This window comes from Pseudonocardia sp. C8 (assembly GCF_014267175.1).
In the GTDB taxonomy this organism is placed as follows: Bacteria; Actinomycetota; Actinomycetes; order Mycobacteriales; family Pseudonocardiaceae; genus Pseudonocardia.
The window spans coordinates 1047450-1060040 of the sequence record NZ_JACMTR010000002.1 but is presented as its reverse complement, the minus strand read 5'-3'; the positions used below and the strand labels follow the sequence as shown (position 1 = coordinate 1060040).

Annotated in this window: 12 protein-coding genes; 8 read left to right on the top strand and 4 right to left on the bottom strand. The window is 77.0% G+C overall.

Annotated features, from left to right (window positions below; all coding sequences use genetic code 11):
- Positions 1-29: 29 nt before the first annotated feature.
- Both H7X46_RS05695 and selD read right to left on the bottom strand, forming a co-directional pair.
- A complete protein-coding gene (locus tag H7X46_RS05695) occupies positions 30-1076 on the bottom strand; it encodes a PLP-dependent cysteine synthase family protein (RefSeq protein ID WP_222131667.1) in 1047 nt (348 codons plus the stop codon).
- Positions 1077-1140: 64 nt separating this feature from the next.
- Positions 1141-2193: a selenide, water dikinase SelD gene (gene selD / locus H7X46_RS05690; protein WP_186358409.1), complete on the bottom strand. Its 1053-nt coding sequence runs from the start codon at positions 2191-2193 to the stop codon at positions 1141-1143.
- A 249-nt stretch (positions 2194-2442) separates the two neighbouring features.
- Here selD and H7X46_RS05685 point away from each other — a divergent pair, with 249 nt between their 5' ends.
- The 5 genes from H7X46_RS05685 (at position 2443) to H7X46_RS05665 (ending at position 7515) form a co-directional block, all read left to right on the top strand.
- Positions 2443-3303, top strand: a complete 861-nt coding sequence (locus tag H7X46_RS05685) for a hypothetical protein (RefSeq protein ID WP_186358408.1) — start codon at positions 2443-2445, stop codon at positions 3301-3303.
- A gap of 16 nt (positions 3304-3319) precedes the next feature.
- The gene (gene selA, locus H7X46_RS05680; RefSeq protein ID WP_186358407.1) at positions 3320-4654 is read left to right on the top strand and encodes an L-seryl-tRNA(Sec) selenium transferase; all 1335 of its coding nucleotides are present in this window, start codon (positions 3320-3322) and stop codon (positions 4652-4654) included.
- 3 nt (positions 4655-4657) lie between these two features.
- Positions 4658-6493, top strand: a complete 1836-nt coding sequence (gene selB / locus H7X46_RS05675) for a selenocysteine-specific translation elongation factor (RefSeq protein ID WP_186358406.1) — start codon at positions 4658-4660, stop codon at positions 6491-6493.
- 52 nt (positions 6494-6545) lie between these two features.
- Positions 6546-6986, top strand: coding sequence for an STAS domain-containing protein (locus H7X46_RS05670; protein WP_186358405.1), 441 nt, complete (start codon positions 6546-6548; stop codon positions 6984-6986).
- Positions 6987-7200: 214 nt separating this feature from the next.
- A complete protein-coding gene (locus H7X46_RS05665) occupies positions 7201-7515 on the top strand; it encodes a WhiB family transcriptional regulator (protein WP_370588624.1) in 315 nt (104 codons plus the stop codon).
- A gap of 63 nt (positions 7516-7578) precedes the next feature.
- Here the strand turns inward: H7X46_RS05665 and H7X46_RS05660 are convergent, their stop codons facing one another.
- Both H7X46_RS05660 and H7X46_RS05655 read right to left on the bottom strand, forming a co-directional pair.
- Positions 7579-8148, bottom strand: coding sequence for a hypothetical protein (locus H7X46_RS05660; RefSeq protein WP_186358404.1), 570 nt, complete (start codon positions 8146-8148; stop codon positions 7579-7581).
- Between the two features lie 259 nt (positions 8149-8407).
- On the bottom strand, positions 8408-10678 hold the full coding sequence (locus H7X46_RS05655) for a SpoIIE family protein phosphatase (RefSeq protein WP_186358403.1): 2271 nt from the start codon (positions 10676-10678) through the stop codon (positions 8408-8410).
- A 167-nt stretch (positions 10679-10845) separates the two neighbouring features.
- On the opposite strand from H7X46_RS05655, the gene H7X46_RS05650 reads away from it, so the two are divergent.
- From H7X46_RS05650 to H7X46_RS05640, 3 genes are all read left to right on the top strand, one after another.
- Positions 10846-11262: an STAS domain-containing protein gene (locus H7X46_RS05650; protein ID WP_222131205.1), complete on the top strand. Its 417-nt coding sequence runs from the start codon at positions 10846-10848 to the stop codon at positions 11260-11262.
- A 100-nt stretch (positions 11263-11362) separates the two neighbouring features.
- Entirely contained in the window at positions 11363-11806 is a 444-nt protein-coding gene (locus tag H7X46_RS05645; RefSeq protein WP_186358402.1) for an ATP-binding protein, read from the top strand.
- Positions 11803-12579, top strand: coding sequence for a SigB/SigF/SigG family RNA polymerase sigma factor (locus H7X46_RS05640; RefSeq protein ID WP_186358401.1), 777 nt, complete (start codon positions 11803-11805; stop codon positions 12577-12579). Before H7X46_RS05645 ends, H7X46_RS05640 begins: the two co-directional genes overlap by 4 nt.
- Positions 12580-12591 lie beyond the last annotated feature (12 nt).

The window sequence follows — 12591 nt, the reverse complement described above, 5'->3', positions numbered from 1 at the left end:
TCAGCGTGCCCCGGTCCCCCGGCGGCGCGTCACACCGCGGGCGGCTCCCACCGGCCGGTCGCGGCGAACGTCTCCAGGGTCGCCGTGTACGGGGCGAGGTCCAGCCCCTGGGCGGCGACCCAGCCGTCGTCGTAGTAGCTGTGCCGGTACCGCTCGCCCCCGTCGCAGATCAGCGTGACGACGCTGCCCCGCCGCCCGTCCCGCAGCATCTCGGCGACCAGCTGGTAGACCGCCCACAAGTTGGTGCCGGTCGACCCGCCCGTCCACCGGCCGGTGCGTGCGCGCAGGTGCCGGGCCGCGGCGACGCTGGCCGCGTCCGGCACCGGGAACATGCGGTCGATCACCGACGGCACGAAGCTCGGTTCCATCCGGGGCCGGCCGATCCCCTCGATCCGGGAGGCGTGCCCGGTCCGGTGGCCCGGGTCGCCGGTCCGCCAGCCGTCCAGGAACGCCGATCCCTCGGGGTCGACCACGGCCAGCCGGGTCGCGAGCCGCCGGTAGCGCAGGTAGCGCCCGATGGTCGCGGACGTCCCACCGGTCCCGGCGCCGACCACGATCCACTCCGGGACCGGGTGCGGCTCCTGCTCGAGCTGGGCGAGGATCGACTCGGCGATGTTGTTGTTGCCCCGCCAGTCGGTGGCCCGCTCGGCGTAGGTGAACTGGTCCAGGTAGTGGCCGCCGGTCTCGGCGGCGAGCCGCTCCGCCTCGGCGTACACCTGCCCGCCGTGCTCGACGAAGTGGCAGCGCCCGCCCTCCCGCTCGATCAGTGCGATCTTCTCCGGGCTGGTCGAGCGGGGCATCACCGCGACGAACGGGAGCCCCAGCAGCCGCGCGAAGTACGCCTCGGACACCGCCGTCGACCCGGAGCTGGCCTCGACCACGGTCGTGCGTTCGGTGATCCAGCCGGACGCCAGCGCGTACAGGAACAGCGACCGCGCGAGCCGGTGCTTGAGGCTGCCGGTGGGGTGCACCGACTCGTCCTTGAGGTAGACGTGCACGCCCCACTCGGCCGGCAGGTCGAGGACGTGCAGGTGGGTGTCGGCCGAGCGGTTCGCGTCCGCCTGGACCCGGCGCATCGCCTCGTCGGTCCAGGCACGGGTGCGGGCGCAGCTGCGGTCGACGGGCTCCACCCGCCCGAGCCTAGAGGTGCACCAGCCCGGTCCCCGCGGTGACGGAGCCGATCACCGCCGCCGGGTGCCCCCGCTCCCGCAGCCACGCCGCGGCGGCGTCCGCCGCCCCCGGCTCCGCGCCGAACAGCAGCCCGCCGCTGGTCTGGGCGTCCGAGAGCAGCAGCAGGTCGTCCTCGGTGGCGGCCCCACGCGTGATCCGGCCCTCCACCCACTGCCGGTTGCGCAGCGTCCCGCCCGGGACCACGCCGTCGGCGATCAGCTCCCGCACCCCGTCCAGCACCGGGACGGTGCGGGCGTCGACCACCGCGTCGACGCCGGAGGCGACGGTCATCTTCGTCAGGTGCCCCAGAAGGCCGTAGCCGGTGACGTCGGTGCAACCGGTCGCGCCCGCGTCCCGGGCGGCCGCGGAGGCGTCCGCGTTGGGGGTGGTCATCGCGGTCACGGCCGCGTCCACCGCGGCCGGGACACCGCGCTTGACCGCCGTCGAGATCACGCCGATGCCGAGCGGCTTGGTCAGCACCAGCGCGTCCCCGGGGCGCAGGCCACCGTTGGTGAGCACCCGCTCCGGGTGCACCTCGCCGACGACGGCCAGGCCGTACTTGGGTTCCGGGTCGTCGATGGTGTGCCCGCCGACGACGGCGAACCCGCACGCCCGCCCGGCCGCGGCCCCGCCCTCCAGCACCTCGGCGAGCACGTCCGGCCCCAGCTCCTCCGACGGCCAGCACACCAGGTTCAGTGCGAACAGCGGGGTGCCGCCCATGGCGTACACGTCGGACACCGCGTTGGTCGCCGCGATCGCACCCCACGTGCGGGGATCGTCGACGATCGGGGTGAAGAAGTCGGTCGTGGCGACCAGCGCCCGGTCCGGGGCGATCCGCCAGACGGCGGCGTCGTCGCCGGTGTCCGTGCCCACCAGCAGGTCCGGGTGCGACGGCGGGGCGACGCCCGCGAGCACCTCGGCCAGCTGCCCCGGGCCGAGCTTGCACCCGCAGCCCGCGCCGTGGCTGAACTCGGTGAGCCGGCGGACGGATGCGGTGCTGAGCCCGGATGCACTGGCGGACATGGACTTCCCTCCGTGGTGACGGTCGTCACCGACGACCCTACCCGCCGCGACCGGTCCTCACGCAGGGCCACTGACCGCCGACCGCGGGTCCGGCCCCGTCCGCCGAACGGGGTCTGTGCGGCCGTATCGTCGGCACCGACACTGACGGACCGTGAGCGCGGGACCCCACGCGGGACCGCGGGACGACGGGCCGGCCGCACCGGCCGGGGACGCTCCGCGCAGGAGCCGGACAGGGGGACGGTCGACGACGTGGCCGAGAACGACGGGCTGGCCGAGGACATCCGGGACGACGAGACGACCCGCGCCGGCAGGGCGGTCGCCACGGACCTCCCGCAACGGGTCCCGCTCGGCGGGGACGGTGCCCGGTCCGCGACCGCAGGTACCGGCGTCGACGAGCTGCTGACCCGGCTCGCCGCCGCGGAGCGGGCCCGGGACGAGGCCGTCCGCCGGGCGGACGCGCTCGCCGCGGAGCTGGAGGAGGCCCGTTCCCGCCCGGCCGAGACGTTCGGGATGCGCGCGGACAAGGTGCTGCGGCTCGCCGACCACGACGCCCACCAGCGCCGCCGGGCCGCCGAGCAGGAGGCCGAGGAGCTGCGGGAACGGGCACGGGCCGAGGCCGAGCGGATCACCACCGAGGCCCGGGCCGAGGCCGAACGGGTCACCGCCGACGCGGCCGCCGAGGTGGAACGGCTGCGCGCCGCCGGCGCCGCCGCCCGCCGCGACGGGGAGCTCCTCGCCGACACGGCGGCGTCGATGCACGCCCACGTGTCCGGGCTGCGCTCCACGGTGCGCGACGAGGTCGCCCGGCTGCACGCGCTGCTCGGCGACGAGCTCGGCCGGCTCGACGAGCCGGCCCGGCTGCCGGGTGACCGGGCGCGCCGCGACGACACCACGACCGCTCCCGCCGGTGGGGCGCACACGCTGCGTGAACCGGCGGATCCCGGGCCCGCGACCGGGGACCTCCCCGAGGTCTCGCTGCCCGCCCAGCGCGCCGGCGGCGCACCCGGCGACGACCGGGACGCGGCGGCGGACGGCCGCGAGGCCGACGTGGCCGGTGCCGAGGGCACGGCCCCGCCGGCCCGGACGACCGGGGACGCTGCCGAGGCGTGAGCGCTACGGTGCGCGCATGACCACCGCGCACCCGCCCCGCGCGGCCGACCCGCGCCGCCGCGTCCCGCGCACCGACGCCGTCCTCGCCGAGCCGGAGCTGGTCGCGGCCGCCGCACGGCTGGGCCGGGACCGGGTGAAACGGGCCGTGGCCGCGGCCCAGCAGCGGGCCCGGGACGGCGTGATCGACCCCTCCGGGGTCGCCGCCGACGCGCTCGCCGCGCTGCCGGCGGCCGCCACCGGGATCCGCCCGGTGCTCAACGCCAGCGGCGTCCTGCTGCACACCAACATCGGCCGGGCCCCGCTGTCCGAGGCCGCCGTCGCCGCGCTCGGCACCGCGGCCGGGACCTGCGACGTCGAGCTGGACCTCGCGACCGGCGCGCGCGGGGTCCGCGGAGCGTCGGCGGTCGAGGCCCTGCGGCGCGCCGTCCCGGGCGCCGGCGCGGCCTGGGTCGCGAACAACGGGGCCGCCGCGCTGGCCCTGGTCTGTGCCGCGCTCGCCGGCACCGGCCGCGAGATCGTGATCTCCCGCGGGCAGCTCGTCGAGATCGGGGACGGTTTCCGGATCCCGGAGCTCATCGAGTCCACCGGCGCCCGGCTGCGCCCGGTCGGCACCACGAACCGCACCCACCTGCGCGACTACGCCGACGCCGTCGGGCCGGACACGGCGTTCCTGCTGGCCGTGCACCCGTCCAACTTCGTGCAGCGCGGGTTCGTCTCCGAGGTGTCGGTCCGCGAGCTCGCCGGGCTCGGCCCGCCGGTCGTCGCCGACATCGGATCGGGGCTGCTCGCGCCGCACCCGCTGCTGCCCGACGAGCCGGACGCCGCCGGCACCCTCGCCGCGGGCGCCGACCTCGTCACCGCATCCGGGGACAAGCTGCTCGGCGGCCCGCAGGCCGGGCTGGTGCTCGGCGGCGGGGACCGCGGCACCGATCTGGTGGAGCGGGTCCGGCGGTTCCCGCTGGCCCGCGCGGTGCGGGTGGACAAGCTGACCCTCGCCGCGCTGGAGGCGTCGGTGGCCGGGCCGCCCACCCCGGTCCGGGAGTTCCTCGACGCCGACCCGGCCGCGCTGCGGGCCCGCGCCGACGCGCTGGCCGCGGACCTGGCCGGCGCCGGGATCGAGGCGGCCGCCGTCGACACCGCCGCCGGGGTCGGGGGCGGCGGGGCGCCCGGGGTGGAGCTGCCCAGCGCCGCCGTCGCCCTCCCCGAGCGGTACGCCGCGGCGCTGCGGGCCGCCGACCCCCCGGTGCTCGGACGGGTCGCCGACGGCCGCTGCCTGCTGGATCTGCGCGCGCTGCCGCCGTCCGCGGACGAGGCACTGGCCCGTGCCGTGCGATCGGTGCGGGGAGGCTGAACGGTGCACGTGCTCTGCACCGCCGGGCACGTCGACCACGGCAAGTCGACGCTGGTCCGCGCGCTGACCGGGATGGAGCCCGACCGGTACGCCGAGGAACGCCGGCGCGGCATGACGATCGACCTGGGGTTCGCCTGGACCACGCTGGGCTCGGAGACGGTGGCGTTCGTCGACGTGCCCGGGCACGAACGGTTCGTCACCACGATGCTCGCCGGCGCCGGGCCGGTGCCGGCCGCGATGTTCGTCGTCGCCGCCGACGAGGGCTGGATGCCGCAGTCCGCCGAGCACGCCGACGCGCTCGCCGCCGCCGGGATCACCCGCGGGCTGCTCGTGGTCACCCGCAGTGACCTGCTCGACCCCGAGCTCGCGCTGGACGACGCCCGGGCCGGCCTGGCCGCCCGCGGCCTCGACGGCTGGCCGGCGGTCACGGTGTCCGCGACGACCGGCGCCGGGCTGGACACCCTCCGCGACGCGCTCGCCGCGCTGGTGGCCGGGCTGCCCCCGGCCGACCCGGACGGCGACGCCCGGCTGTGGGTCGACCGGGCGTTCACCGTCCGCGGGTCCGGCACCGTCGTCACCGGGACGCTGCGCAGCGGCACCGTCCGCGCCGGCGACGAGCTGGAGCTGGACGGGCCGGCCGGCCGGGTCCCGGTCACGGTGCGCACCGTGCAGGAGCTCGGCGCGCCGGTCGAGACCGCAGGCGCGGTCGCCCGGGTGGCGCTCAACCTGCGCGGCATCGCCCGGGACCGGATCCGGCGCGGCGACGCCCTGCTCGCCCCCGGGGCCTGGCCGGTCACGGCGGAGGCCGACGTCCGGCTGCACGGCATCGGCGGGCCCGCCCCGGAGATCGACTCCCCGGTCGGGCTGACGCTGCACGTCGGGTCGGCGGCCGTCCCGGTGCGGGTCCGCCCGCTCGGTGACGACGTCGTCCGGCTCCGCCCGGAGCGCCCCCTGCCGCTGCGGATCGGTGACCGTGCCGTGCTGCGCGACCCGGGCGCGCACCGGATCGTGGCCGGGGTGACCGTGCTCGACCCGGCCCCGCCCGCGCTGCGGCGCCGCGGCGCCGCCCGCCGGCGGGCCGGCGCCCTCGCGGCGGCCACCGGCATCCCGGACGCCGCGGCCGAGCTGGCCCGCCGCGGCACCGTGCGGGCCGCGGACCTGGTCCGCTGGGGAGTCCCCGCCGCCGCGGTCGACGCGCTGCGGGAGCAGGTGCCGGGCGCGGCCGGGTGGCTGGTGCACCCGGACGCCGCGACCGCCGCCGTCCGCGCCCTGGAGCGGGCCGTCACCGAGCACGACGCCGCCGACCCGCTCGACCCGGGATTGCCGCTGGCCGCGGCCCGCCGGGCGGCGGGGCTGCCGGACAGCGCGCTGGTCGGTGCCGTGCTGGACGCGGCGGGGAGCCGGGACCCGGGCACGCGGTCCGGCGCAGGACGCGCCGCCGTCCTGGAGCTCCGGGACGGCCGGGTCCGCACCGCCGGCGAGGCCGGCCCACCCGACCGGGTCCGCGCCGCGGCCGCCCGGCTGCGCTCCGACCTGGAGGCGCACCCGTTCGCCGCACCCGAGGCCGACCGGCTCGCCGCGCTCGGCCTGGGCCCGCGGGAGCTGGCCGCCCTGGAACGGGCCGGGGAGCTGCTGCGGCTGACCCCCGAGGTCGTGCTGCTGCCGGACGCCCCGGAGCGGGCCCTGGAGGTGCTGCGCGGCCTCGGCGGGGAGTTCACGGTGAGCGCCGCCCGGCAGGCGCTCGGGACAAGCCGGCGGGTCGTCGTGCCCCTGCTGGAACTGCTCGGCCGCACCGGGCGCACCGCCCGGACACCGGAGGGGAACCATCGCGTGCGGTGACCGCCCCGCTCCGAGTGGCGGACCACCGGCGGGGTGCCTACCGTCGGTCGTCATGACCGACTCTCCCGGCACCGGTGCCCCGGACGGACGCCCCGGCGGGACCACCCGGACCTCGCGGGTGGTGGGGAGCGGGGCCGCCGAGAGCTCCGAGGGCGGCGACGAGCTACGGCTGGAGACCTCGTTCCCGTCCGAGGGGGTCACGGTGATCGCGGTCGGGGGCGAGCTGGACATGCTGACCGCGCCCGAGCTGCGCCGCGAGGTGTCCGAGCGGATCCCGGCGGCGTCGCTGGTCGTGCTGGAACTCGGCGGCGTGCGCTTCCTCGGCACGAGCGGGCTCGCCGCGCTGATCGAGATCCGCGAGCAGGCCCATCGTGCCGGGGTGGAGCTGCGGATCGCCTGCACCGAGCGGCGCGTGCTCCGTCCACTCGGCCTCGCCGGCCTCCATCACCTGTTCGACATCCACGACGACGTCGAGGCCGCCCTGAACTCCTAGAGGAGTGATACAGCTCACACCCGGTCGGAGCACTGCCGTCGGTGCCGCCGTGCCGCCGTGAACAGGGGCGACGGACCCGCCGCCGCGCGCCGACGACGCCCGCGGCCCGGACCGGCACGGATCCGTGCGCATTTCAGGTTTGTCCACGGTGCACCTCGGGAACCGGATCTCATGCGACCCGGTCGCCCCGGGTCCCGAGCGACGAGGTGAGCACGTGAGCGACGTTTCCCGGCTTCCCGGCCCGATGGAAGACGTGTGGGAGTGGCAGCGTCTGGGTGCGTGCCGCGGCATGGACAGCGCCGTCTTCTTCCACCCGGACGGCGAACGCAACCCGTCCCGCTCGCGGCGCACGGAGCGGGCCAAGCAGATCTGCCGTACCTGCCCGGTGATCCAGGAGTGCCGCCGGTTCGCGCTCGCGAGCCGGGAACCGTTCGGCGTGTGGGGCGGGCTGGGCGAGTCCGAGCGTCGCGCCATCCTCGAGCGCCGCGACGCCGCCGCGCTGACCTCGAACCTCGTCGCCGCGGTCTGAGCACCACACCTCGGCCGCGCCGCGCCGCCACCGGGCCGGAACGCTCACGGAACCCGGCCACGCTCACCCGATCGCGCGAGCGGCCCCCGGATCGGTGAGCGTCCCGTGCCCAGGCCCCGCACCGGGCCGCGGCCCGAGCGGGGCCCGGTAGGGAAGGACCGGCAGCCCGTACACCCGCGCCACCCGCCGGACGGCCCGGCGCACCACCTCGATCTCCGGGTCGGCCGCCGGTGCGGTGGAGGCCGGCGCCACGCAGTAGGTGCCGTCGTCCGGGTCGAACCCGACCAGCTCGGACAGCGCGGCCACCAGGTCCGGCTCGTCGGCCTCCCGCACCGTCCAGCGCAGCCCGAGCCGGTGCAGCCGGACCGGGACCCGGTCCCGGTCGACCGGCATGGCGACCGGTGCGTCGCCCGGGTCGGACGCCGGGTCGTCACCCGGGTAGTCCTCGGCGTCGGCCGGCTCGACCAGGCGCAGCGGCCCGGCCGGATCGGTGCGCACGACGAGCAGGTCGGTCTCCCCCGCCCCGCCGCTCAGCTCGGCCAGGACACCCCCGGCGCGGGCGGACTCGGTCTCGGTGAGCGCCACGGCCACCAGCCTGCGCGGCCGGGCCACGTCCTGCCCCACGACGATCACGCGCCTTCCGAGTCCCACCTGCGTTCCGCCGCACAGTAGACCGGGGCCCCGACGGTGACGCGCCCCGAACCGCCGCCGTCCGGACGAGTGGGGCCGCCCGCTCCGCGAGCGGATCACCGCGGCCGTCCATCCCGGACCCGCGGCACGTGCCGGGCGCCGCTCCGGGGGTGCCGGCGACCGCCGGTCGACGTCGGCGGTCCGGCGGTCCGGCGGTTCCCGGCATCCGCCCGGCGGTCGCCGGCGCCGGGTGGGCCGGTGGTCATCCCCGGACGGGCCGGTGCCCGTCGTCGAGCCGGATCGCGAGCAGCGCGATGTCGTCGACCAGCCGGTCCGGCAGGCACACCTCCAGCAGCCGCTCCACCACGCTCTCCGGGTCGGCGTCGCGCGGCATCCCCTCGACGGTCCGCTCGATCAGCGCGGCCCGGGCGTCGGCGTCCTCGCCGAGGATGTCGGTCAGGCCGTCGGTGTAGAAGACCAGCAGCGATCCGGGCGCGCAGGTCACCGACGCCTCGTCCCGGCGGGCCCCGTCGGCCCGGCCGAACTCCGGCACCGCGCCCAGCATCGGCGAGTGGTGCGCGTCGAGCCGGACCAGCGGGCCACCCGGCTCGACCAGCAGCGGCGCCGGGTGCCCGGCGTTGGCGTAGGTCAGCACCCGGGAGCCGTCCACCGCGGGCGGCTCCAGCCGGGCGTAGACGGCGGTCGCCATCGCCGCGATGTCGAGCCCCTGCACGAGCTGGTCGCAGCGGTCCAGCACCGATCCGGGGCCGTCGCCACCCCACGCGTACGAGCGCAGCACACCGCGCAGCTGCCCCATCGCCGCCGCCGCGGACAGGTCGTGCCCGACGACGTCGCCGACCGCCGCGCCGACCGACCCGTCCGGCAGCGGGAGCACGTCGTACCAGTCGCCACCGACCTGGTTGCCGTCCGTGCCGACCAGGTAGCGCGCCGCAACGCCGAGCCCGGGCACGTCGGGCAGCGCGGGCAGCAGGCTGTGCTGCAGGGTCGCCGCCGCGGCCCGCTCCACCTCGTAGAGCCGGGCGTTGTCGACGGCGAGCCCGGCCCGCCCGGCCAGGTCGACGGCCAGGTGCAGGTCCCGCTGGGTGTAGCGGCGGCCGTAGGGGAACTGGGTGGCCAGCGTCACCAGCCCCAACACGCGGCCCCGGCCCAGCAGCGGGACGACCAGCGCCGACCGCAGCCGCAGCCGCTCGTAGTCCTCCGCGGCGGCCGGGTCGTCCGGGTGCACCTCGTGTCCGTCGTGGGGCAGCTCCGGGACCAGGTACGGCTTCCCGGCCCGCGCCGCGGCCGAGGCCGGCTCCTCGATCCGGGACACCTGTAACGGGCCGGTCCCGCCCAGCAGGACCTCGTCGTCGGCGTCACGGGCCGCGACCGCCATCCGCTCCCGGCGCCGCCCGCCCGGGGTGTCCAGGAGGTCGACCGTGCACAGGTCGGCGAGCTCCGGGACGACGATCCGGGCGAAGCGGGTGCAGGCGTCGGCGACGTCCAGCGCGGCCGTCATCTGGGTGGTCGCCTCGGCCAGCAGCCGCAGCTGGGCGCGTGCGGCCTCGGCGTCGGCCAGCGCCGCCCGCCGTTCCTGCTCGACGACCACCCGCTCGGTCACGTCGTTCTGCACGCCGACGAAGTTGACCAGCTCCCCCTCCCCGTCGTACACGGGGGAGATCGAGATCTGGTTCCAGAACGCGGTGCCGTCGCGGCGGTAGTTCAGCAGCACCTCGGTGATCGGCCGCCGGTCCTGCAGCGCCTGCCGGATCCGGCGCACCGTCGCCCGGTCGGTGTTCGGCCCCTGCAGGAAGCGGCAGTTCCGGCCGACCACCTCGTCCAGCGGGTATCCGGTCAGCCGCTCGAACGACGGGTTCACCCAGGCCAGCGGGTCGTCCTCGCGCTGCGGATCCGAGATCGTGAACGACATCCCGGTGGCGAGCACCGCGCGGTCGCGCAGGAACTCCAGCCGGTCGCCGCCGTCGCGGCGGCGGTCGGCCTTGGCCAGCGGCAGCAGCACGGCGAGGGCCCGCGCCGGGCCGTCCGGGCCGCCACCGGGATCCCCCAGGACGAACCCGGTCACCCAGGCCACGGAACGGCCTGCGGTCGCGCCGTCGCGGGGCGCCGGCACGGCGTCCCCGTCCGGCTGCAGGCCCGGCCCGCGCAGCGCGACCGGCTCACCGGACACCGGCTCACCGGCCGCGATCCGGGCCAGCGGGGAACCCGCACCGTCGAAGGCGCGGCCGTCCGGCGCGGTCAGCCCGACGGCGTCGCTCCACTCGTCCACCCCGATCGGCAGCCGCACCGGCCCGTCGACCAGTTCCAGGGCCGTGGTGTTGGCGTAGTCGATCCGCCGCTCCGCAACGTCGATCATGAGGACGGCGACCCGGCTGCCGCCGCGCAGGTGCGGCATCGGGGGCGCGGCAGGCTGCCCGGCGAGCGGGTCGGCGGCCGCGACCGCCTGCTCGACGGCCCGGTCGACGTCGGGCGGGCCTGCGGAGCCGCTCGGCCCCAGGTCGTCGTACCGGGTCACCCGGCCGAGCCTAGAGCCCGGTGTCACCCCTGGCGTGCCGGGACCTGCCGGTATGGTCGGGCCCGGCCGTCCCGACACCTCGTGCAGGGAGCACGACCGGTCCCGGCATCACCCGTCGAGAACAGGCGGGGACACCGAACCGTCCGCGTCACCCGCCCGACCCGGAGGTGATCCCCCTGCCCCGCTCCGCGTCGCCGGCCCACGAGGACGGCGCCGACCAGCCGGACCCGACCACCAGCCTGGACGTGTCGATGTCCACCCCGCGTGGTGGGCTGACCGTGCTCACCGTCCGCGGCGAGGTCGACACCCTGACCGCACCCCGGCTCGGCGGCGCGCTGGACGAGCTGCTGGCCCGCCCCCGGGACGGGGACGGCCGCGCGATCGTGGTCGACCTGGAGGGCGTCACGTTCCTCGCATCCAGCGGGCTCGGCGTCCTGATCCACACCGCGCGGCAGGCCGCCCGCGAGGGCCGCAGGCTGTTCGTCGTGGCCACCAACCGGGCGGTGCTGCGCCCGCTGGAGGTGACCGGATCCGCCCAGTTGTTCACGGTTCTGCCCGACCGATCGGACATTCCGTGCCCGTGACCGCCCCCGTGCTGCGCGAACCGCGACGGCGAGACATCATCCTCCTCTGATCGGCGTACTCGCGTCGTGAGGAGACCCCGATCCGAAAGGACATGCCAGCGTGGCCCAGGAGGACACCTCGAGCGTCCCGCCCGAGTCCGACCCAGGGGTGGCAGGCGCGACCACCGTCGAGATCCGGACGGCGGCCCGCGCCGCCCTGATCCCGACCGTCCGCGCCGTCGCGTCCGACCTCGCGGCCCGGGCGGACTTCGACCTCGATGCCATCTCCGACCTGCGGATGGCGGTCGACGAGGCCTGCGCGACCCTCGTCGGGCTCGCCGAGCCCGGGTCGCCGCTGCAGTGCACCTTCGACGTGCACGGCGACCGGATCGACGTCGCCGCCCGGGTGCACGCCGGGGCCGGCGCGGAGCTTCCCGACGACAGCTTCGGCTGGCGGGTGCTCCAGACCCTCGCCGACCAGGTGGCGGTCGAGACCGGTACGACGGACGGAGGTCGGTCCGCCCTCACCATCCGGCTGCACAAGCTCGCCGGGCCGGGGCTGTGACCGACGACCCCGAGTACGCCCACCTCGCCCCGCTGCTCGAGGAGTACGCCGGCCTCGACCCCGACGACCCGCGCCGCGACGAGCTGCGCGATCAGCTGGTCACGGGCTACCTGCCGGTCGCCCAGCACATCGCGCGCCGGTTCAGTCATCGCGGGGAACCCCTCGACGACCTCGTGCAGGTCGCGACGCTCGGGCTGATCAACGCGATCGACCGGTTCGACCCCGGCAAGGGCGGCGAGTTCTTCTCGTTCGCCGTGCCGACGATCGCCGGCGAGGTGCGCAGGCACTTCCGGGACCAGAGCTGGTCGATGCGGGTCCCCCGGCGGCTCAAGGACCTGCACGTGTCGATCAACGGCGCGGTGTCCGAGCTGTCCCAGACGCTCGGCCGGGCGCCGCGGCCCTCCGAGCTGGCCGAGCACCTCGACCTGCCGGTGACCGAGGTCCTCGAGGGGCTGGAGGCCGCCGAGGCCTACCGCAGCTCGTCGCTGGACGAGATGCTCTCGTCCGAGGAGGGTAGCGCCACCGTCGGCGAGCTGGTCGGGGACGCCGACGCCGAGCTCGACCGGGTCGACTACCGCGAGTCGCTGCGGCCGCTGCTCGCCGAGCTGGCGCCGCGCGAGCGCACGATCGTCATGCTGCGGTTCTTCGGCAACCGGACGCAGACCCAGATCGCCGCCGAGGTCGGGATCTCGCAGATGCACGTGTCCCGGCTGCTGTCGCAGACGCTGTCCCGGCTCCGCAACCGGCTGGACCCCGACGACCACACCCTGTGACCCGCCCGGCCC

Coding starts and splice junctions, on each gene's coding strand:
- H7X46_RS05695 (WP_222131667.1), bottom strand. CDS start 1,076: ATGCGCCGGGTCCAGGCGGACGCGAACCGCTCGGCCGACACCCACCTG.
- selD (WP_186358409.1), bottom strand. CDS start 2,193: ATGTCCGCCAGTGCATCCGGGCTCAGCACCGCATCCGTCCGCCGGCTC.
- selA (WP_186358407.1), top strand. CDS start 3,320: ATGACCACCGCGCACCCGCCCCGCGCGGCCGACCCGCGCCGCCGCGTC.
- H7X46_RS05670 (WP_186358405.1), top strand. CDS start 6,546: ATGACCGACTCTCCCGGCACCGGTGCCCCGGACGGACGCCCCGGCGGG.